The organism is Pedobacter ginsengisoli (assembly GCF_002736205.1).
In the GTDB taxonomy this organism is placed as follows: Bacteria; Bacteroidota; Bacteroidia; order Sphingobacteriales; family Sphingobacteriaceae; genus Pedobacter; species Pedobacter ginsengisoli_A.
Map to the genome: position 1 here is coordinate 4,294,330 of NZ_CP024091.1, position 21,508 is coordinate 4,315,837.

At 39.0% G+C, this 21,508-nt stretch carries 17 protein-coding genes and 2 tRNA genes; 8 read left to right on the top strand and 11 right to left on the bottom strand.

The features are described from left to right. Window position 1 precedes the first annotated feature (1 nt). On the bottom strand, window positions 2–844 hold the full coding sequence (locus CPT03_RS17760; RefSeq protein ID WP_099440087.1) for a sigma-70 family RNA polymerase sigma factor: 843 nt from the start codon (window positions 842–844) through the stop codon (window positions 2–4). Between the two features lie 114 nt (window positions 845–958). On the opposite strand from CPT03_RS17760, the gene CPT03_RS17765 reads away from it, so the two are divergent. Next, window positions 959–1,786, top strand: coding sequence for an alpha/beta fold hydrolase (locus tag CPT03_RS17765; protein WP_099440088.1), 828 nt, complete (start codon window positions 959–961; stop codon window positions 1,784–1,786). Window positions 1,787–1,844: 58 nt separating this feature from the next. Beyond that, window positions 1,845–2,909 (top strand): carboxypeptidase-like regulatory domain-containing protein, encoded by a 1,065-nt coding sequence (locus CPT03_RS17770; protein WP_099440089.1) that lies wholly within the window; start codon window positions 1,845–1,847, stop codon window positions 2,907–2,909. Between the two features lie 182 nt (window positions 2,910–3,091). On the opposite strand, the gene CPT03_RS17775 is transcribed toward CPT03_RS17770, so the two are convergent. Together CPT03_RS17775 and CPT03_RS17780 are read right to left on the bottom strand one after the other, a co-directional pair. Then, a complete protein-coding gene (locus CPT03_RS17775; RefSeq protein ID WP_099440090.1) occupies window positions 3,092–4,267 on the bottom strand; it encodes an MFS transporter in 1,176 nt (391 codons plus the stop codon). A 63-nt stretch (window positions 4,268–4,330) separates the two neighbouring features. After that, on the bottom strand, window positions 4,331–4,645 hold the full coding sequence (locus tag CPT03_RS17780) for a pyrimidine/purine nucleoside phosphorylase (RefSeq protein WP_099440091.1): 315 nt from the start codon (window positions 4,643–4,645) through the stop codon (window positions 4,331–4,333). A gap of 311 nt (window positions 4,646–4,956) precedes the next feature. On the opposite strand from CPT03_RS17780, the gene CPT03_RS17790 reads away from it, so the two are divergent. Further along, a complete protein-coding gene (locus CPT03_RS17790; RefSeq protein ID WP_099440093.1) occupies window positions 4,957–5,523 on the top strand; it encodes an NfeD family protein in 567 nt (188 codons plus the stop codon). A 1-nt stretch (window position 5,524) separates the two neighbouring features. Further along, window positions 5,525–7,081 (top strand): flotillin family protein, encoded by a 1,557-nt coding sequence (locus CPT03_RS17795; protein ID WP_099440094.1) that lies wholly within the window; start codon window positions 5,525–5,527, stop codon window positions 7,079–7,081. Between the two features lie 74 nt (window positions 7,082–7,155). On the opposite strand, the gene CPT03_RS17800 is transcribed toward CPT03_RS17795, so the two are convergent. The 4 genes from CPT03_RS17800 to CPT03_RS17815 all read right to left on the bottom strand — a co-directional run bounded on the left by CPT03_RS17800 (window position 7,156) and on the right by CPT03_RS17815 (window position 10,624). Beyond that, complete coding sequence (locus tag CPT03_RS17800) at window positions 7,156–8,379, bottom strand: IS4 family transposase (RefSeq protein ID WP_099440095.1); 1,224 nt, start codon at window positions 8,377–8,379, stop codon at window positions 7,156–7,158. Window positions 8,380–8,557: 178 nt separating this feature from the next. Then, on the bottom strand, window positions 8,558–9,163 hold the full coding sequence (locus CPT03_RS17805) for a GIN domain-containing protein (RefSeq protein WP_099440096.1): 606 nt from the start codon (window positions 9,161–9,163) through the stop codon (window positions 8,558–8,560). 161 nt (window positions 9,164–9,324) lie between these two features. Further along, window positions 9,325–9,948 (bottom strand): HAD hydrolase-like protein, encoded by a 624-nt coding sequence (locus tag CPT03_RS17810; protein WP_099440097.1) that lies wholly within the window; start codon window positions 9,946–9,948, stop codon window positions 9,325–9,327. 10 nt (window positions 9,949–9,958) lie between these two features. Then, on the bottom strand, window positions 9,959–10,624 hold the full coding sequence (locus tag CPT03_RS17815; RefSeq protein WP_099440098.1) for an O-methyltransferase: 666 nt from the start codon (window positions 10,622–10,624) through the stop codon (window positions 9,959–9,961). 94 nt (window positions 10,625–10,718) lie between these two features. Here CPT03_RS17815 and CPT03_RS17820 point away from each other — a divergent pair, with 94 nt between their 5' ends. The 3 genes from CPT03_RS17820 to CPT03_RS17830 are packed head-to-tail and all read left to right on the top strand — an operon-like array spanning window position 10,719 to window position 16,921. After that, the gene (locus tag CPT03_RS17820; protein WP_099440099.1) at window positions 10,719–12,890 is read left to right on the top strand and encodes a GH92 family glycosyl hydrolase; all 2,172 of its coding nucleotides are present in this window, start codon (window positions 10,719–10,721) and stop codon (window positions 12,888–12,890) included. A 10-nt stretch (window positions 12,891–12,900) separates the two neighbouring features. Continuing rightward, complete coding sequence (locus CPT03_RS17825) at window positions 12,901–15,630, top strand: amidohydrolase family protein (RefSeq protein ID WP_099440100.1); 2,730 nt, start codon at window positions 12,901–12,903, stop codon at window positions 15,628–15,630. Beyond that, on the top strand, window positions 15,599–16,921 hold the full coding sequence (locus tag CPT03_RS17830; RefSeq protein ID WP_245869877.1) for an amidohydrolase family protein: 1,323 nt from the start codon (window positions 15,599–15,601) through the stop codon (window positions 16,919–16,921). Before CPT03_RS17825 ends, CPT03_RS17830 begins: the two co-directional genes overlap by 32 nt. A gap of 71 nt (window positions 16,922–16,992) precedes the next feature. On the opposite strand, the gene CPT03_RS22845 is transcribed toward CPT03_RS17830, so the two are convergent. Together CPT03_RS22845 and CPT03_RS22850 are read right to left on the bottom strand one after the other, a co-directional pair. Further along, window positions 16,993–17,137 (bottom strand) — tRNA-Asp (locus tag CPT03_RS22845). 56 nt (window positions 17,138–17,193) lie between these two features. Next, window positions 17,194–17,301 (bottom strand) — tRNA-Asp (locus CPT03_RS22850). A 152-nt stretch (window positions 17,302–17,453) separates the two neighbouring features. Between CPT03_RS22850 and CPT03_RS17835 the strand changes: the two genes are divergently transcribed. Next, complete coding sequence (locus tag CPT03_RS17835; protein ID WP_099440102.1) at window positions 17,454–17,927, top strand: Lrp/AsnC ligand binding domain-containing protein; 474 nt, start codon at window positions 17,454–17,456, stop codon at window positions 17,925–17,927. Window positions 17,928–17,983: 56 nt separating this feature from the next. Here the strand turns inward: CPT03_RS17835 and CPT03_RS17840 are convergent, their stop codons facing one another. Continuing rightward, window positions 17,984–20,308, bottom strand: a complete 2,325-nt coding sequence (locus CPT03_RS17840) for a Tex family protein (RefSeq protein ID WP_099440103.1) — start codon at window positions 20,306–20,308, stop codon at window positions 17,984–17,986. A gap of 103 nt (window positions 20,309–20,411) precedes the next feature. Then, window positions 20,412–21,398, bottom strand: coding sequence for a pyruvate dehydrogenase complex E1 component subunit beta (locus CPT03_RS17845; RefSeq protein ID WP_099440104.1), 987 nt, complete (start codon window positions 21,396–21,398; stop codon window positions 20,412–20,414). Window positions 21,399–21,508: the final 110 nt, after the last annotated feature.

Sequence of the window (21,508 nt, forward strand, 5' to 3'; positions counted from 1 at the left end):
CTTAAAGACAATCAGAATGCTCAAAGCGTGACAACTTATCCGGGTTTCGAATAAAAAATATATTAGCAATCTCATCTTGCTCAAAAACAAAGATCTGACAGCTTACCATTACCCCACCTTCATAATGAAACATTGCCTGCTGATGGTTAATCAAACCATATTTAAAACTTCGTTTCGAAAAGAATTTCGCTTGCAATCCATTCAAAAACCGGATCACATTCGCCCTGCCTGAAATAGGTTTCAAAGCAGCAAGCACTTTTCCTCCACCATCAGATATTACAGAAATATCGTCCTTAAGCATCAACTCCAATTCCCGAACATCCCCATTCTTTATTGCATTTCTGTATTTTAAGACTAATTCCCTTTCAGCATTATTTTTAGCCAACTTTCTTCTTTCCTGTATACATTGCTTTGCCCGTTTCAAAATCTGCCTTGAGTTGCTAATCGTTATTTCCAATAGCTCGGCAATCTCTGCATGGTTGTAATCAAAACCCTCTTTAAGAATAAAAACTGCCCGCTGTTGAGGTGTTAATTTCTCAAGAAGTACCATCAGGGAATAAGAAAGTACATCCTCTCTGTTCAAAGTAGAATCAGCCTCATTAGTGTCAATAGGTTCCGGCAGCCAGATTCCGGGATACTCATGTTGCACCCGTTCACTTCGCTTTTTATAATTAATAGCCATATTAACTACTGAACGTACCAGGTAAGCTTTTTCATTTATAACATCAGCCCTATCTACCTCCAAGAATTTTAAGAAGACATCCTGAACTATATCTTGTGACACCTCATAAGAACCTGTAATGTTGTATGCATATGTAGCCAGCAAAGACCTTAAATGATTCATAAATACTACTTCTGATTTAACAAAAAGAAGACGCAATCGCCCATATATTTTGGCACATACACCCCTCCATTTTCGAATATTCTGATCGTAAATTTATATTATCAAAATAAAATTATGAAACGCACATTAACAATCACTACATTTCTATTAATTATAACCCATCTTCAAATGAGTGCACAAACAGGGCAATATGCGGAGGTAAACGGCCTAAAACTATATTATGAAATTCATGGTAATGGCAAGCCTTTGGTATTAATACACGGCGGGGGTTCAACTATAGCTTCTACATTTGGACGCATCCTTCCGGAATTGGCAAAAAAGCATAAGATAATCGCGGTAGAATTACAGGCACACGGGCATACATTAGATATTGACCGTCCTTTAAGTTTTGAACAGGATGCTGATGATGTAGCTGCATTACTTAAACACCTGCATATTGCAAAAGCCGACATCATGGGCTTTAGCAATGGAGGAACCACCGCGTTGCAAATTGCTATCCGACATCCCCAACTGGTAAACAAGCTTGTTCTTGCATCTGCTGCTTACAAACGTGATGGTATGCCTGCCGGATTCTTTGATGGTTTTAAAAATGCAGAACTCAAATACATGCCCCAGCCATTGCAGGAAGCTTACCTGAAAGCAAATCCAGACCCAAAAGGTCTCCAAATCATGTTCAACAGAGATGTTGCACGAATGATTGCCTTTAAAGACATCAGCGATGCAGATATAAAAGCCATCCAGGCGCCGGCACTTGTTATTAATGGCTATAAAGATGTAATACTTCCTGAACACGCTCTTCAGCTAACACGAACTTTACCAAATGCCGAGCTGGCTGTACTTCCAGGTGGCCATGGAGACTATATTGGAGAAATCTGCGCCGAAAATAAAAGCAGTAAGCTCCCTGATTTGGTAACAACAATGATAGAAGACTTTCTTTTCTGATACAGGTTTTTAGGATTTCTGTTATATTAGCTTAACAGGCTCTTATAATCCTTAAACAATGAAAAAGATTACGCTCTCGATCTTTATTATTTTAATGCAGGCAGGCATATTAAAAGCACAACAAACTTTTACTATTAGCGGCACTGTTAAGAATACAAAAGAAGAAGTTATGCAGGGTGCCACCATTTTTATTGATGGTTCTGAAAAAGGCACTGCCACCAATGCAAAAGGCGAGTTTAAATTTAACAACATAAAGCCCGGAACCTACCAGGTCATAGTTAGAATGGTTGGCTACAATTCATCAAAAAGCAACGTAATTATTCAGGATCAGCCGGCCTCATTAAACATCCAATTAACAGAAAAACCAATTATTTTACGCCAGGTAGTAATAGGCAATGATTCTCAGCGGAAAGAGAACATAAAAATATTCCTTAAAAATTTTCTTGGTGAATCTGAGAATGCAAAAAAATGCACCATATTAAACCTCGAAATTCTTGATTTTTCGACCAACAAGAAAATACTGGAAGCCACATCAGACGATTTCCTGATTATTGAAAACAAAAGTCTTGGCTATAAAATTAAATACCTGCTTAGAAACTTTCGCTACAACAAAGAAACAGGTGTTACAAGTTATGATGGCGAATCGGTATTCGAAAATTTGGAAGGCAGCGACAATGAAAAAACCTCCTGGCTTGCAAACAGAAAAAAAGCTTTCCAAGGATCTCTTATGCATTATTTCAGATCCCTCTATAAAAACCATTTGAAACAGGAAGGATTTATTACCTACGAAGTAATGAATAACATCCAACCATTAAAGTTAGCTCCCACACCGGTAAACATGGAGCAATACATCAATACAATTGACAGCAATTTTATTCAATTGAAATTCAAAACCCGACTCTTTATCATTTTTGATAAGGAGAAAGCTTTACAAGCCAATGATCCCGATCAAAAAAGCGCAATTACCAGATGGATGGGTAAAGACGGCTCTATAATACGTCTGTTTCTGGATAATGCAATCATAGACAGCAAAGGCAGCTATGTAGATTTCAGAAGTTTTTTTGTACAGGGCTTTTGGGGTGGCAAAAGAATTGGCGATCAACTCCCATTTGAATACAATTAGGATATTCTTTCTACATTTTGATGCTTATAATACACTGGCTCTTTTGACGATAGCCCATTAAAGCCCCTTCAAAGCCTCTTTCTCCAACTGGCTGTCCTTTTGCATAATGATACATATCCGGGGAGGACCTTTTTAGGAGAGTGAGGGAGACAAGAGCAGAAACCAGCGTGGGTGTTTAGGGTTCATCCACCTGGCTTCATTTTATAGAAAACAGCTACCAACACCAGCAAAAAGCCACTAAAACCTAAAGCTATGGGCAGAGAATATTGGTGGGCTATGAATCCAAGCATTGCCGGTCCTGCCAATTGTCCTGCATAACCAATAGTAGTAATTGCCGGAATAGATACCGAGGCAGGAACATTCTTTAACCGTCCACCCTCACTAATAAACACAGGAACAATATTGGCAGCTCCTAAGCCCAATAAAATAAAGCCCAATAAAGCCGTAACCAGCCAGGGCGTTAGTATTACCAGAAAAATACCGGCAGCTCCAATAAGACTACCCCCGATAACAACCTTTGGTCCATTAAGATGGGAAACCAGCTTATCGCCAAGCAATCGCATTGTGGCCATAGCAATTGAAAATGCAGCATAGCCTACTCCTGCCAGTTCTTCGTCTATTTTTCTGTTTTCTGTTAAAAAAACTGCACTCCAGTCTAACATAGACCCTTCGGCCAAAAAAACAGCAAAACACATTGCCCCTAAAAAAAGAACGCCTCCAGTTAGCCACGAGAATGACCTTGAATTGCCTTTCTGATCATGTGAAGAGAAATCTTTAATGGCTGCACTTTCAGTTTCTTTATCAAACAAGGCATTATACTTCCATGAAACAATAACGATCAACAAAACAGCAATACATATAGCAGCGGTTATGGGTTCCAATCCTATCTTCATCAGGAAACCCAGACCTAAAGAACCTAAAAGGCCCCCAACACTAAAAAGCCCATGAAGGGACGACATAATCGGTTTACCAAATCTATTTTGCACATGTACTCCATGAGAGTTCATAGCTACATCTACAGTACCAACCGCCGACCCAAATATGAATAGCATCACTCCCATCCAGATAACATTGTCCATAACTAAAAGTAGGGGAAGTGCCAGCGCCATAATTATAGCTGACCACAGCATAACTATCCGGCTTCCGTAGCGATTTGACAAAACACCGCTTACAGGCATCATGCTTATCGCACCGGTACCCAGCAGTAAAAGCAATAAACCTAAATTTGCATCATTTAATTGAAGCCTCTCCTTTGCATAAGGAACCATTGGTGCCCAGCTAGACACCCCAAGTCCACATACCAGAAATACTGCTTTTGTGGCTCTTCTTGCTTTTATTGTTTTTTCAATGATATCCATACATACATTAGTTACTGCACATACATGCCGTTTTGCACATATACGCAAAACTAATAATGCTTTTTATCCGTAATAACAGATATAGGCTACGTCATCGTTACATATAACTTCAAAAGAAGTTCCTGCTTCCACATGGAAACTTTCCTGTTCTTTATATTCTTTGTAGCTCTCTCCTGGCAGCTGTGCATGCATAGTCCCCGCCATCACAATCATTTCCTCTGGTGAAGATGCAGAAAATGTATATGTTCCTTTTTTCATTACACCAACAGTTGCTTTGCCTTTTAGCGTTTTCAGACCAAGACTTTGCACTTTACCTTCAAAATATACATTGTGAGATATTGCCTCGTTAAGTTCAGAAGAATTATCAGAATTACTCATGATTTTTGGTTTTTGGGGTTCTAGATTGTTATTGAAAGCAAATGTATAAATTAACTCATGTTCCCGGCTATAATATTTTGCATTTAAGGGTATGTACACCGCATTTATCCGGCGGCCTAACTCTAGAATTTTTGGAAAAAGTTGGGGGTTTAACCAATGTTAACACAATGTTTATACAATCATTATACAATGCACATGCAATTACGAAATGTATAAACTTTGGATTAAAATTCTATTACTATCATTCTTTTGAGGTAAAAATCAGTTTATTGCTGTTGATTAAATAGCAGAAAAATCTTATTTTTACCATAATGGACTACTTTAACGCTCTCGAACCCTTACTAAGGGCATATTGGTATATAGCTATACCTGTAAGTTTGATATTCATAATTCAAACCATTTTAACATTTATCGGTGTTGATTCTGCAGATGGAATAGATGCAGATTTTGATGGAAATCTTGACCATGCCGATGCACCTTTTCAGTTATTCTCATTCCGGAATTTAATCAACTTTCTTTTAGGGTTGAGCTGGAGTGGTATCTCCTTTTATTCGCTTATTGGTAGCAAGCCACTACTTATTATAATATCTGTCTTGATAGGCATTGGCTTTATTTTTTTGTTTTTCCTGATAATGAAGCAAATCCAGAAACTGGCAGAGGATAATACTTTTAAAATAGAGTCTGTTTTAAAAAGAAATGCTACTGTTTATCTGCGCATTCCGGCAAATAAAGCAGGGACTGGCAAGATCCAGATCAGCATTAACGGATCCTTTCGGGAAATTGATGCCATTACAAATGGAGAATCAATAGAAAGTTCATCAACCGTTACAATAGTTAGTATAGAAACCCAAAACATAGTCCTAGTAGAAAAAATTTAGAATGGAAAACATCTTACAATCACCACTTACCATCATCGTTGTTGCCGTTATCGTTATTTTTGTAATGCTATCGGCATTAATTGCCCGCTACAAAAGGTGCCCATCAGACAAAATTTTAGTTATTTACGGTAAAACCGGAGGTACATCGGCCAAATGTATCCATGGAGGGGGTGCCTTCATCTGGCCTGTCATTCAGGATTTTGCTTACCTGGACCTTAAACCCATTTCAATTGAAGCCAATCTGGTAAATGCATTAAGCCGTCAAAACATCAGGGTTGATGTTCCATGTCGTTTTACTATCGCCATCTCAACAGAAAGCGACAGCATGAATAATGCTGCTGAAAGGTTGCTTGGCCTTGCAGCACCAGAAATACAGGAACTTGCTAAAGATATTCTTTTCGGTCAGCTTCGTTTGGTTATTGCCACCATGACCATTGAAGAAATAAACTCTGACAGAGATAAGTTTTTGGATAATATTTCAAAAAACGTAGATACTGAGCTTAAAAAGATCGGCCTTAAACTAATCAACGTAAACGTTACAGACATTAAAGATGAGTCTGGGTATATTGAAGCACTGGGTAAAGAAGCCGCAGCAAAGGCCATTAACGAAGCTTTGATCAGTGTTGCAGAACAAACCAAAATTGGTGAAACAGGGAAAGCCATTGCCGACAGGGAAAAAGATGTTCAAATTGCTGAGACCCAGCGTGAGCGTGATGTTAAAATTGCCATCACTCAAAAAGACCGTGAAATTAGTATTGCTTCTGCCGCTAAAGATGAGAAAATTGGTAAAGCCGAAGCAGAGAGAGATACACGTATTAAAACCTCGGAAGCAAATGCCATTGCGGTAAAAGGAGAAAACGAGGCAAAAATAGATATTGCTAATTCCGATGCGCTTCGCCGAGAAAAAGAGGCTGAATCTTTAAAAATTGCTGTTTCTGCTGAAAAGGTACAACAGGCTCAGGCTTTGGAAGCATCTTATCTGGCTGAGCGAAAAGCTGAAGCAGCCCGTTCAGAACGTGAAAGAGCAACGCAAATTGCCAATATTGTGGTTCCTGCCGAAATTGCCAAACAAAGGGCAATTATACAAGCCCAAGCTGACGCAGAAACCATCAGGGAAAACGCTAAAGGTGAGGCAGATGCTATCTATGCAAAAATGGAGGCCGAAGCAAAGGGTTTATTTGAAATACTAACCAAACAAGCCGAAGGTTATAAAGAAGTAGTTGCTGCTGCAGGAGGAGATCCAACCAAAGCATTCCAGTTATTGCTAATTGAGAAATTACCGGAATTAGTTAAAACACAAGTTGAGGCAGTAAAAAACATCAAGATCGATAAGATCACGGTGTGGGATTCCGGTAACGGAGTAAATGAAAACGGCAATTCATCTACTGCCAATTTTGTTTCCGGTATGATGAAAACTGTTCCCCCTTTAAATGATTTGTTTAATATGGCCGGGTTAAATCTGCCTACTTACTTAAAGGGCTCTGAACCTGCTGATGTAAAAGATGCTGTCCCTACTAAAAGCGACATAAACAAAGCCGACGAAAGCCCAATGCCATAAAGGGAACCAAGAAATAGTAATAAAAAAAAGCCCGGTAATACCCACGAATGGTCGGAAGAAATTCCGGCCATTTTTTATGTTTTAAAAAATAGGCCTGGATCGCCGCCGCATTGAATAACAATCATGGCTATAGCCAGATCTCTAACCTCCATGGCAAAACGCCTTTTTGCTGTTTTATAGCCTTGATCATTCCCCTTTTTATAGATTAGTACCAGCATGCTGCTTATTAGTGTCATGTACAGCATCACCTGTAATCCGTTTTTATTAAGTGAAACCAGGTGACTTACATTGAGTTCCTGTTTAAGAAAGCGGAAGAATACCTCAATGTCCCAACGACTTCGGTAAGCCTGCGCGATTTCTTTAGCGGGCAAATTGAAATCGTTTGTTAACAGCCAGTACTCCTTGCCTTGCTCTGCTTTGCTTTTGACGACAACCAGGCGAAAAGGACTTTCCACTAGTTCTTCTCTGTAATGTATATTTCCCCGTTGGTTGGCTATGGGTGTACCCGTATAAAGCCGTATGATGCTATCTTTTAGCAACATGGATTCGCCCATATCCATGTCTTGTTTTTCATCGATCAGTGATTCTATCAGCTCAAACTTCCTGTTCTCTTTTGCCCGGCAAATGAATGTTATGCCATCTTCACCAAAAGTTTTCATGGTTCTGGTAGATTGAAGACCTCTGTCTAACACATAAATATTCTGATGACCGGGTTCTTTTTTAACATGCGCCATGACGACTTCCGGCAGTGCATTGTCTTCATTTCCATACTTGGGATTGGTGAACACATGGACCAAACCGGGCAGCATACCATCGAAAGCAAGACTGTATTTAACCGCCTTTTTACTGCTGCCGGGATTGACTATACCTTCAGTTAACTTACCGGCGGTTTGACTCACTATCGTGCTGTCTACACGGATCAGGTTATACTGCTTTCTTTCTGTTAAAGTATAAGTCGCGGAAAAGCGCTCGTAAATGTATTCATAGATCTGCCGGAAATAATCAGGATCAACTTTGGACAGTCTTTCGGAAATAGAGCTTCTGCGTATCCTTTCATCCTCATCAAGATTGAAAAGCACTTTGAATACCGAATCATTGAACGTATCCTCAAGCGTTCGTTGGCTAAGCCTGTCATTCTCCAGAATGCCATAGAGCAGCAAATAAAACAGTTTGTTGCCATGCAGAACTTTCGCGTAGTGATCGATCTTAGTCGTGACCGACAAGTTTGCTATCAAGGTTTCAGAAATGAAGCTTAAGAGATGTTTTACAGTGACTTTATGATCTTTGAAAATGGCCATATCTTATTGATTTACAGTATTTAATATACTTAAAATCAATAAGAAAAGAAAATAAATAATTGATAATCAGATAGTTAAATAAAAATAAAAAAACAATTGTAAACAAAAAAGTCGGAAGAAATATTCTTCCGACCATCCGTGGTCATAACGGGCCTTTTCATGGATTAAGCGTTTTATTTTACTTTATTGCCGCTGTTCTATCAGCACTCATAATCACCCCTTCACTTAAATTCTCTGTTTTCAAACTGGCAAAATTATCAAATTTAACATTCTCCATATTGCTTGCAATCAAGGTATGCTCATCTGAACTGCCACTCATCTTTAACACTGCATCCTCACTGATCACTGTATATAAACTACCCACCTTAGATTTAATTTTAGCTGTTGCACTTTGACTTAAAAACAACTGAAGATATTTTACATCGAAGTTGCCTTTAGTAACAACTACTGAACTACCTGCAGCCTCGATACGTTGTAAATCCTTTACAGAAATATTTATAGTAACCTGATGGCTTTCTGTAGAGTTGATATACAAAGTTTGTCCTGATCTTAATACTGATGTATTGTTTGCATCGAAATTCTCATTCACAAAAACTCCTTCTTTATCATTTTGGCTTAATACAAGTTTCACATTTCCTGCAACCCAAATTTTGTTGATTCCGGTAGAGTTTGTTTTTACTGAAGTAATTTCAATTTTGTTTGCAGCGAAAGTTTTCATTGCCGAAGAGGTTAAAAAAATTGCTGCTAATGCTGTTCCGAATAGTGCTTTTGTAAGAGTTTTCATGACTTTATGTTTTAGGATTTTTCTTATTGTTTTTATTAATAAGACGTCATTACTCCCCTTTCGTTTCAGCCAAATTCGGCGTATTATACCAGCATCGTGTAACTCACGACAAACTCCCTAAAAATTTCGACCAACGGCTGTAATTTTTTTTAGATATAAGATTAATCCACACTTAAACCGAACTCAGCCAGTTTTATTTTGGTGTCATTATAGTCTGTATGGCATATTCCTTTAAGGCCAAGCCCTTCTGCAATTTGTACAAAAAGCATTCTGTCATCAATATAAATGCTTGTTTCAACATCGCTTTGGGAAATATCAATGGCAACCTTAAAGATATCTGCATCTGGTTTTCTGAAATGCACAAAGCTCGACGAGATGAAAAAATCAACAAATTCATTTAGTTTGAAAGTGCTGATTCTATATTGGTTAAGCTCCCGGCCTTCATTACTGATTACTGCTACCTTTAAGTTATATTTCTTTTTCAGATCGCATATCAGCTTAATCATATCATTATAAGGAAGTGATTTACTTACCATAAATGCCTTAAAGTCCTCTTTAGAGAAATTTCTGTCCTCATAAAATACAAGCCTGTCCAGATATTCTTCCAGTGTAATTTTACCAACCTCATAAGTATCAAAAGTAAGGTGATGCCTTTCTTCAACTTCTACAAGATCCAAATTAAATAGTTGTGCGGCTTCGGCTCTTGCCTTTCTGTCCCAGCCATTAGTAAGCAACACTCCACCTATATCAGTAAAAAGTGTAGTGATTTTTTTGTTCTGACTCATTATAAACTCTTTATTTTACCACTGCAATAGCCATTCCATCATACTCTTTAACACCAACAGTTTGAAGTATGGTAGCTGTAACATTTTCATTTGACGCTAACATTTTATTCAAACGCTGTACTCCTACAACCCGGTCATCATCACTATGTTCATCAAGAACCTTACCCTCGCGGATTACATTATCACATATTATTACGGTTCCTGAACGGGAAAGGGTTAGTGCCATTTCAAAATACGTTGCATAAGGTGGTTTATCGGCATCAATAAAAATAAGGTCGAATGGCTCTTCTTTAGCTTCTTTTAATTGCAGCATAATATCCATTGCCTTACCCACCCTAATGTCTACTCTATCAGAAAGCCCGGCCTTTTCAATATTCTGCTTTGCAACATTTGCATGGTGAGGGTCAAATTCAACTGTAACAATTTTGCCACTTTCAGGAAGTGATCTGGCCATCCATATGGTACTGTAGCCAGCAAGAGTTCCCAGCTCCAGTATTCTTTTTGCGTTACACATCCGCGCTATAACCTGCAAAAACTTACCCTGGTTTGCTGTAACACTAATCTGAGGCATATTTTCGTCATCTAAAGATTTTATAGTTTCCTTAAGAACTTCGTCTTCAGGCGCCAGCATCTCGCTGATATAGTGGTCTACTTTCCCAAATAATTCCTGATCCATATATATAAATTTCGTGGTTCTTGTACTGCCACAAACCTAAGGTAATCATTCTGAAATTTATATATTTGGTAAACAACACAAATGACGAATTAAAATGAAAATCAGAATTAAAGGACTAAGTTTAGGTCTGGTTATTTTGCTTGCCTCTTTTAACGTAAGCAAAGGCCAGAAAACAAAAAGCCTTACCAGGTACGTAAATACATTTATTGGAACGGCACCACTTACCGATTCAGCAATTCTTGGCTACAACTTACCCCAAGGGTGGAGATCGTGGGCTGGCCTCACATTTCCTGGCAGCTCTATGCCCAATGCCATGGTACAGCTTAGCCCAATTACCGAATATGGTTCTGGTGCAGGGTATGAATATGAAGACAATATGATTTATGGTTTTACCCATACCAATAAAGGGCACTGGAATCTTTGCAACATTCCTATCTTACCAATTTCAGGAAACCCAGTTCCAGATAAGGATGGTAAATTCGGCTCTCATTTTTCTCATAAAAAAGAAAGTTCAGCGCCCGGTTTTTATCAGGTATACCTGGATGATTTTGGGGTTAATGTAAGCCTTACCTCTACTTTAAGATCCGGGTATCATAAATATGAATACAAAAACAAAACCGGCAGGAAAATATTATTTGATCTTGCCAGAGCAAACAACAGGGTAGGAAACTGGAAAATTGAACAAATCGGAACCAGAGACCTGCAGGGCTTCCAAAATGTTGGTGAGGTAATTTATTTTTACGCCAAGCTCAACACTGATATTGAAAGGTTAGAAAAACAGGAAGAAGGCTCAAGAAAAGGCTTTGCAATGGTGCATCTTGCTGATGGTGGCAAAGAACCTGTTGAGCTTAAAATAGGCTTATCTTTTGTAAGTGTTGAAAATGCCAAAGAAAACCTTGAAAAGGAAATAGGTGCTAAAACCTTTAACCAAGTCCGCACAGCAGGAACCCAAACATGGGAAAACATATTGTCGTTGATACAAGTAAAAGGCGGAACCGAAAAGCAAAAGCAGATGCTTTATTCTTCTTTGTACAGGTCCTTACTTTGGCCTGCACTGCGCAGTGATGTAAACGGAGAATATACTGATGCCAAAAGAAAAGCAGGCAAGGCTGATTTTAACTATTATACTGAACCATCATTATGGGATACCTACAGGAATAAAGATGTGCTGTTAGGGCTAATCTCGCCTAAGGTTGCACTTGACGTAATCAAATCAATGAAAGATGTTGGTGATAAAACCGGATTTATCCCTACCTTTTTTCATGGAGATCATGGAGCTTCGTCTATTGTTGGCGCATATTTAAGGGGCATTGACAATTTTGATGTTGAAGGTACTTATAAGCTCCTTTTAAGGAATGCAAATGTATCGCCGGGAGCACGTCCTCATCTGGAGGAATATATTCAAAAAGGTTTTATATCTGACCCTGACATCGCTAACCCACATGTGGAAACTAAGGCCAATGCAGGGGTATCAAAAACTTTAGAGTATTCGTACGATGACTACTCATTAGCACAAATGGCTAAGAAACTTGGGGACACCGCCAACTACAGAATCTTAATGGCCAGGTCGCAAAACTTTAAAAATATGTTTGATCCCTCAACAAGATTCATGAGGGGTCGGTTGGCAAATGGTGATTGGATTAAGAATTTTAACCCACAGTATCCATACTATGAATACATGTACCGCGAAGCAAATGCATGGCAGGTATCGTTTTTCGCCCCGCATGATATGCCTGGTTTAATTAAATTATATGGCGGGCCTGCAGGCTTTGAATCAAAACTTGATTCCTTGTTTACTGTTCCATGGAACCCAAATTATATCGCCCGAAATGTAGAAACAATGATAGGCCAGTATTGCCAGGGCAATCAGCCGGATCATGAGGCTCCTTTTGCTTATCATTTTATAGGTAAGCCTGAAAAATCGCAGAAAATTATCGACAAAATATTGAATGAGCTATATGGAATTGGCCCGGAGGGATTGGTGCTTTCGGGAATGGATGATGCAGGAGAAATGTCGGCCTGGTATGTGTTGAGTTCATTAGGAATGTATACCTTTTCTGCAACGGATCCGGAATACCTGGTAACAGCTCCTCTTTTTGATGAAATTACATGGAAAACCAATACAAACAAAACATTAACTATTAAAAAACCTGGTAAAGGAAGAGGAATTACCGCTATCAAAGTTAATGGAGTAGAAAACAAAGGTTATTTTGTGTCGCACGACCTGTTTAAGAACGGCGGTAATATAGAGATCATTACAAAATAGTATTAATTATATGAAGAAAATTCTGCTTAGTCTGGTTTTGATTTTCCCTGTTACGCTTTTATTTGCCCAGCAAACTTATCCGGTTAATGGCTCATACGACGTCAGACAAGGCACATATGCTTTTACTAATGCTAATATTGTGGTTAGCGCAAATCAAACTATCCCTAATGGTACATTACTAATTAAAGGGCAAACCATACAATCTGTAGGCACTGCAACATCCATCCCCAAAGGGTATGTGGTTATTGATTTGAAGGGTAAATTTATTTATCCTTCTCTTATCGATGCCTTTACATCGTATGGCTTACCAGAGCCTACCCGTACTTCATCAGGCCGCCAATCGATATTTACCTCAACAAAAAAGGGCGCTTACGGCTGGAACGAGGCAATAAGGCCAGAAACAAAAGCCCACACATTTTTTGCAGCGGACAGCAAGAAAGCCGATGACTTACGTAAAGCAGGTTTTGGAAGCGTAAATGCAATTAACCGAGATGGCATTGCCCGTGGAACTTCAGTTGCTGTAACATTAAGCGACGAGAAAGAGAACAGTACAATTATTAACCCTCAATCGGCAACAAACTACTCTTTTAGTAAAGGGACTTCGCAAAACGATTATCCAACCTCATTAATGGGGGCCATCGCTTTACTTCGCCAGACATATTATGATGCGCAATGGTACAGCAAACAAAAAGATGAGTACAACATCTCCCTGGAAGAGTTTAACAAACAACAAAACATCCCTCAGATTTTTGAAGCAGAGGGATGGCAAAATATTCTAAGGGCTAATAAAATTGCACAGGAGTTTGGCAAACAATACATCATAAAATCTAATGGAGATGAATATCAAAGGATTGATGCAGTTAAGGCAACAGGGGCGAGCCTTATTATTCCTGTTAATTTTATAAAGGCCTATGATGTTGAAGATACGGTTGAAAACAGAAATATTAGTCTGGCACAAATGAAGGCCTGGGAAATGGCGCCTACCAACCCTGCGGTACTGGAAAAAGCAGGCATAAAATTTTCACTCACTACTTATGGCCTCGAAACGCCTAAAGATTTCTGGGCAAACATACGTACAGCACTCGAAAATGGCTTAACACAAAAACAGGCCCTATTATCCCTTACTGAAATCCCCGCGGGAATGATCGGAATAGCAGATAAAGTCGGTACCCTTGAAAAAGGAAAACTTGCCAACTTTATTATAACCTCTGATAGCCTTTTCAAAAAAGAAAACATTATAGAAGAGAACTGGGTACAAGGCAAACGTTTTATTTGGTTTAAAAAAGATGAGGCTGATTTAAAAGACACCGCAAGCAAAGCGGTTGCGAAAACCACCGAAATACCGAAAAAAGAAACCGTTGGCGCATTAATTTTCCCGTTCACTGCATTTGGTAATGCCACACCTTTAAAACAGGAAAGCATTTTATTGAAAAATGCTACTGTATGGACCAATGAAAAAGAAGGTATTTTGCAAAATGCTGATGTTCTTTTAGAAAATGGTAAAATTAAAGCTGTAGGCAAAAATCTGAATGCAGGAAATGCAAAGGTAATTGATGCAACAGGTAAACATGTAACACCTGGAATTGTAGATGAACACTCCCATATCGCTGGTACCGGAGGCATTAATGAAGGTGCTCAATCTGTATCTTCGGAAGTAAGGATAGCTGATATCATTAATTCTGAAGATGTAAATATTTACAGACAACTTGCCGGCGGGGTTACCACTTCTCAGATTTTACATGGATCGGCAAATCCTATAGGCGGGCAATCGCAATTGATTAAATTAAGATGGGGTAAATTACCTGAAGAATTAAAGTTTGCCGGAGCTGATGGCTTTATCAAATTTGCACTGGGAGAAAATGTGAAACAGAGTAACTTTGGAACAGGGGCGCGATTCCCGGTTACCAGAATGGGCGTAGAACAGACTTTTGTTGATGAATTTACACGTGCAAAAGAATATAAAGCTGAATTGGCCAAAAAGGGTAATACTGTTCGCAGAGATCTGGAACTGGATGCTATTGTTGAGATTCTGGACAATAAGCGTTTCATCACCTGCCACTCTTATGTACAATCTGAAATCAATATGCTCATGCACGTTGCGGATAGCCTAGGGTTTAAGATTAACACCTTTACTCACATTCTTGAAGGCTATAAAGTTGCTGATAAAATGAAAGCCCGGGGCATTAATGCTTCTACATTTTCTGACTGGTGGGCTTATAAGATGGAGGTTGCTGAAGCGATCCCTTATAATGGAAAAATTATGCATAATGTAGGCATAACTACTGCGTTTAACTCTGATGATGCTGAAATGGCACGGAGATTAAATCAAGAGGCAGGAAAAGCTGTTTTATATGGTGGTGTACCGGAAGAAGAAGCATTTAAATTTGTAACACTGAATCCTGCAAAAATGCTCCATATTGACAATAAGGTGGGCAGCCTTAAAGCAGGAAAAGATGCTGATGTGGTAGTTTGGTCAGATAACCCATTATCCGTTTATGCAAAGGCTGAAAAGACCTTTGTTGACGGTATTGCATATTGGGACATAGACCGGGATGCTCAGACCAGAAATGCTCAGCAAGCTGAACGCAAAAGACTAATTCAAAAAATGAAAGACAGCAAAGATAAGGGAGGTAAAACCCAACGTCCTAAGGCAGAGCAGAAACATATGTACCATTGCGAAACATTGGAAGAATATTCTATGGAACTTAATGAAAGGGAAGGGACTCATGACCATGAATAAATACATGCTAACAGTAATGTTATGGGCTATTGGCATTAATTGCTTTGCACAAGCTAATATTTCGCCGGCAAAACCCCAGACTAAAAAAACTATTGTTATGGGCGCTAAACTTCATGTTGGTAATGGAAAGGTAATTGACAACAGCTACCTCATTTTTGATAAGGGTAAAATTACGGGTGTTGGAGACGCAACTGTTGCACGTATTAACATGAGTGACGCAACAATAATTAATGCAAATGATAAACACATTTACCCAGGTTTTATTGCCCCAATTACTAACCTGGGCTTAATTGAGATCAGCGCTGTTAAAGCCACGCTTGATTATAGTGAAATTGGTGATTTCAACCCCCACATTAGGGCTTTGGTTGCTTATAACACAGATTCTAAGGTGCCGGCTACTATAAGAAGCAATGGTGTTTTAATGGCTCAGATCACCCCACAGGGAGGTACTATATCCGGCAGCTCATCAGTAGTGCAGCTTGATGCCTGGAACTGGGAAGATGCCGCGATTAAAAAGGATGATGCTATGCATTTAAACTGGCCTGTAACACCAAAATTCAAAAATACAGGCAACAGAGCAGCCGTTTCGGTAGATGCACTTAAAGAACGCACTAAAACCATCTTAAATTCCCTTGATCAGTTTTTTACTGAAGCAAAAGCCTATGCAGAAACTGACAAACCAGCAGTTATAAATACAAGATTTGCTGCAATGAAACATCTATTTGATGGCAGTCAGCGATTGTTTATTAGCGTAGCAGGAGAAAAAGACATTATTGCTGCAATTAAGTTTGCCCAAAAATATGGCATTACCCCTGTTATTGTAGGCGGCGATGAGGCTTATTTAATTACTGCTTTCTTAAAGGAAAACAATATTGCGGTTATAGTGAATGAACCGCATTCGCTTCCCGATTCTGATGATAGCGATGTAAATATGCCTTATAAAAATGCCGGAGTTCTGGCTAATGCTGGCGTTGAGGTTGTAATGAGTATGCAGAGCTACTGGCAGCTAAGAAACCTTCCATTTATGGCAGGAACTATCGCTGCATGGGGCCTGGATAAGGAAAAGGCTTTACAAACCATTACATTAAATACAGCAAAAGTATTAGGAATAGATAAAATTGCCGGGAGTTTAGAGATTGGTAAAGATGCTACTTTTTTTATTTCGGCTGGTGATGCTCTTGATATGAAAAGCAATAAGGTTGAGCAGGCCTTTATTCAGGGCAGAGACATTAACCTCGATAATCTGCACAAGCAGCTTGATAAAAAGTTTAGTGATAAATATAAGAACTGACCTAAAACAAAAAAGAGTGGCCCTATCCGGGGTCACTCGTTTTTTAACTAACTTATTATTCATAAAAAAACTGGCTGTTGGGGAAGGAGTCGAACCTTCAAGGGGTAGTTAGCTACAGTTCAAAAATTAATTTGTGGTCAACCCATAAACTGCGTTTATCCATTTATCCCCACCACCGAGACAAGAAGGCGTGTCTGCCAATTTCACCACCCAACATTATACAAAGTACTATTTCTTAAGTAGTAAGTTTAGGTTGATTAACTACTTAATAGCTGTAGGGGAAGGAGTCGAACCTTCAAGGAGTGGTTAGCCCTTACGGGTTTCCCAAATTCTCCACCACCGAGACAAGGAGGTGCGTCTGCCAATTTCACCACCCTACAGAGTATAAACAAGTTTTAAAGAACTACTTTTTGTTACTTGCTTGATACAAATGTAACAACAACCTTAATACGTTGCAAATATTTTAATCATTTAATTTTATTTTTACGATATTTTTAATTAACTTAGAATATTGTTACCAAATATTAAAACGATGCTTAAAAAAGAAACCCAAAATTTAGAAATTGATAACCTGGATATTGATATCTTAAAGCAACTGATGCATGACGCCACTAAACCTTATACAGAAATAGCTAAGGACCTGATTGTTTCGGGTGGAACAATACATGTTCGCATGAAAAAACTTCAGGAAATGGGCATCATTAAAGGATCACATCTTATTATTGATCCCCAAAAAGCAGGGTACGATATCACCGCCTTTCTTGGGATTTATCTTGAAAAAGGGATACAATATAAAGATGCTGTAGAGCAGTTAAGTAAAATTAAAGAAGTTGTAGAACTTCATTATACTACCGGGGCTTACAGTATGTTCGCCAAGATCATCTGTCGGGACACAAGCCATCTAAGACATGTATTGAACGAAGAAATTCAGGCTGTATCTGGCATACAACGTACAGAAACCTTAATCTCACTGGAAGAGAGCATCAAAAGACAGATTGAACTGTAATACTAATACAGGATCAAAAAAAGAAACCGAATCATGTCATTGATTCGGTTTCTTTTTTATTTAAACATATTTTTCAATGCTTCAAGTTTCAATTGTAAATCTCCTTCCGGCAGCGGTTTTTCCTTTTTGGTGCCGCCGTTGTTATTCTGAGGCTTTGCAGGTTTTCTATGCTGATCCGGCTTACTGGGATTTACTTGTTTTTTAAAATTATTATGCTTTTGATCAGTCTTTTTAGGCTGAGGTTTAGGAGCTGATGCTTCTGTTTTCATTGATAAAGAAATCCTTTTTCTTGCAACATCAACCTCAACTACAGTAACTTCTACTTTCTGATGCACCTTAACAATATCATTAGCATTGGATACAAACTTATTTGAAAGCTGACTGGTATGCACCAGGCCATCCTGATGAACACCTATATCCACAAAAGCTCCGAAATTGGTAATATTAGTTACAATACCTGGTAGTTTCATTCCAATCTTCAGATCATCAATTCCATTAACACCTTCGGTAAAACTAAATACTTCAAATTGCTCACGTGGGTCCCTTCCTGGTTTCGCAAGCTCACTCATAATGTCATTTAAAGTTGGCAAACCTATTTCGTCACTTACATATTGCTGAAGTTTGATCTGCTTTCTTAACTCTGCATCTTTCATAAGTTGAGCAACACTACAGCTTAGATCTCTGGCCATTTTATTAACCAAAGCATAACGCTCAGGGTGAACACCACTGGTATCCAACACATGCTCAGCATCTCTAATTCTTAAAAATCCGGCAGCCTGTTCAAATGCCTTATCGCCTAAACGAGGTACCTTTTTAAGGCTTTCCCTGTTTTTAAATGCACCATGCTCATTACGATAGCTTACAATGTTTTGTGCAAGTTGCGGCCCAAGGCCGGATACGTATGCAAGAACTTGTTTAGACGCCGTATTTAGCTCTACCCCTACTGCATTCACACAACTCATTACAGTATCATCCAAAGAGGCCTGTAGCTTATTCTGATCAACATCATGCTGGTATTGCCCTACCCCAATTGACTTAGGATCTATTTTAACTAGTTCTGCTAATGGATCCATCAAACGGCGGCCAATTGAAACAGCTCCTCTTACAGTAATATCCTGAGTTGGGAACTCTTCTCTTGCAACCTCAGAAGCCGAATAGATAGATGCTCCATTTTCACTTACCATCACCACCACAACATCTGCAATAGCTAATCCGCGGATAAATACTTCAGTCTCCCTTCCTGCTGTTCCATTTCCTATAGCTATGGCTTCAATATGATGTTTAGCGCATAGTTTTTTAATAGTTTCAGCCCCCTCTAATGCACCTCTTTGACCGTTGTGCGGATATATGGCAGTATTTTCTAGTAATTTTCCTTGTTTATCCAGGCAAACAACTTTGCAACCGGTACGGAATCCCGGATCAATTGCCAGTACATTCTTTTGCCCAAGTGGTGCAGCAAGCAGCAATTGTCTTGCATTCTCTGCAAATACACGTATTGCTTCTTCATCTGCCTTTTCTTTTGAAAGATTGCGAATCTCAGTTTCCATTGCCGGCCCAAGCAACCGTTTATAACTGTCTTGTATAGCCAGTTTAACCTGTGCAGAATTGCCATTATTGCTTTTTACAAATTGTTTTTCCAGAATCTGGATTGCACCATCTTCTTCTGGCAATGCTTCAAGCTTTAAGATATCTTCATTTTCACCTCTACGCATCGCAAGAACCCTATGAGACGGGGCTGACTTAAGAGGTTCCTTCCAATCAAAATAATCCTTGTATTTAATCCCGGCTTCTTCCTTACCCTTAACCAAAGTAGATTTAAACGTAGCATTATTTTGAAAGTATTTTCTCATTGATATTCTGGCATCAATGTTCTCATTTACAATTTCTGCAATAATATCTCGTGCTCCGGCCAATGCTTCTTCTGTTGAAGATACGCCAAGTTCATCACTAAGGAATTTGCCAGCCTCTAGCTCAGGATCTTCTTTCCCCTGTTCAAGTATGGCAATAGCAAGAGGCTCCAGGCCTTTCTTACGAGCTTCGGATGCTCTGGTTTTACGTTTGGGCTTATATGGAAGGTAAATATCCTCAATGGTGGCAATGTTTGCTGCTGCATTTATCTTAGCCTCAAGCTCCGGAGTTAATTTATCAAGTGCAGCAAGTGCTTTTAGAATTGCTTCTCTACGCTTATCAAGCTCGCGGAGCTGCTGAAACCGGTCGCGGATGGCCGCAACCTGAACCTCGTCCAAACTCCCTGTCATCTCCTTGCGGTAACGCGAAATAAAGGGAACAGTTGCGCCTTCATCCAGTAATTCAATAGTAGCGATAACCTGCTTTTCCGCTACTGCGAGTTCAGCAGCGATTATTGTAGAGTGATTACTCATTTTGATCTCTATTTGATGTTATAAAGTACAGTGGGGTTAAAAATAAAAAAAATCCCGCAGAGGGTTTAACCAGCGGGATTATATTTCTTTTAAATTATTAGTCTTATTTTGCTGCGTACATAACTTCTTTTACGGCTTTAACTACCTTTTCTGCGTTAGGTAAGCTAGCTGCAATAAGAGTTGGTGCATAAGGCAATGGTACATCCGCACAAGTGATACGCAATACCGGAGCATCAAGATAATCGAACGCATTTTTTTGGACATTAAATGCAATTTCAGAAGAGATAGAAGCCAATGGCCACGCCTCTTCAACAATTACCAAACGATTTGTTTTCTTAACAGATTCAATGATAGTTGCGTAATCGATAGGACGAACAGTACGTAAGTCAATTACTTCAACACTAACACCTTCTTTAGTTAATTCTTCTACAGCAGGGTTAACTACGCGGCTAAGCATTTTGCCAAAAGTTACGATAGTCACGTCTGTACCTTCTTTTACAACATTTGCTTTACCTAGTGGAATGTAATATTCGCCTTCAGGAACTTCTCCTTTATCGCCATACATAACCTCAGACTCCATAAAAATAACAGGATCCGGATCAAGAATAGATTGTTTAAGTAGACCTTTTGCTTCGTAAGGAGTAGATGGAACTACAACTTTTAAGCCTGGACAGTTTGCATACCAGTTCTCAAAGTTCTGAGAGTGCTGAGCACCTAACTGACCTGCGTTTCCTGTTGGCCCACGAAATACGATAGGCACAGAAAATTGGCCACCGCTCATAGACAACATTTTTGCTGCACCGTTAATAATCTGATCTATAGCAACCAGAGAGAAGTTAAAAGTCATAAACTCTATGATTGGAACCAATCCGTTCATCGCTGCACCAATACCGATACCAGCAAAGCCCAACTCAGCTATAGGCGTGTCGATAATGCGTTTGTCGCCAAATTCATCCAACATTCCCTGACTAACTTTGTATGCACCATTATATTGTGCAACTTCTTCGCCCATCAAAAAAATGTTTTCGTTTTTACGCATTTCTTCACTTAAGGCTTCACGTAAAGCTTCTCTAAATTGAATCTCTCTCATTGTATATTCAAATATTAATTGCGGCAAACTTAGATAAAATTGTTTTTATATGCAATTTATTCACGCACTGCCACCCAATGAAAAGAAAGTTTTACACTTGCAGTATCCAG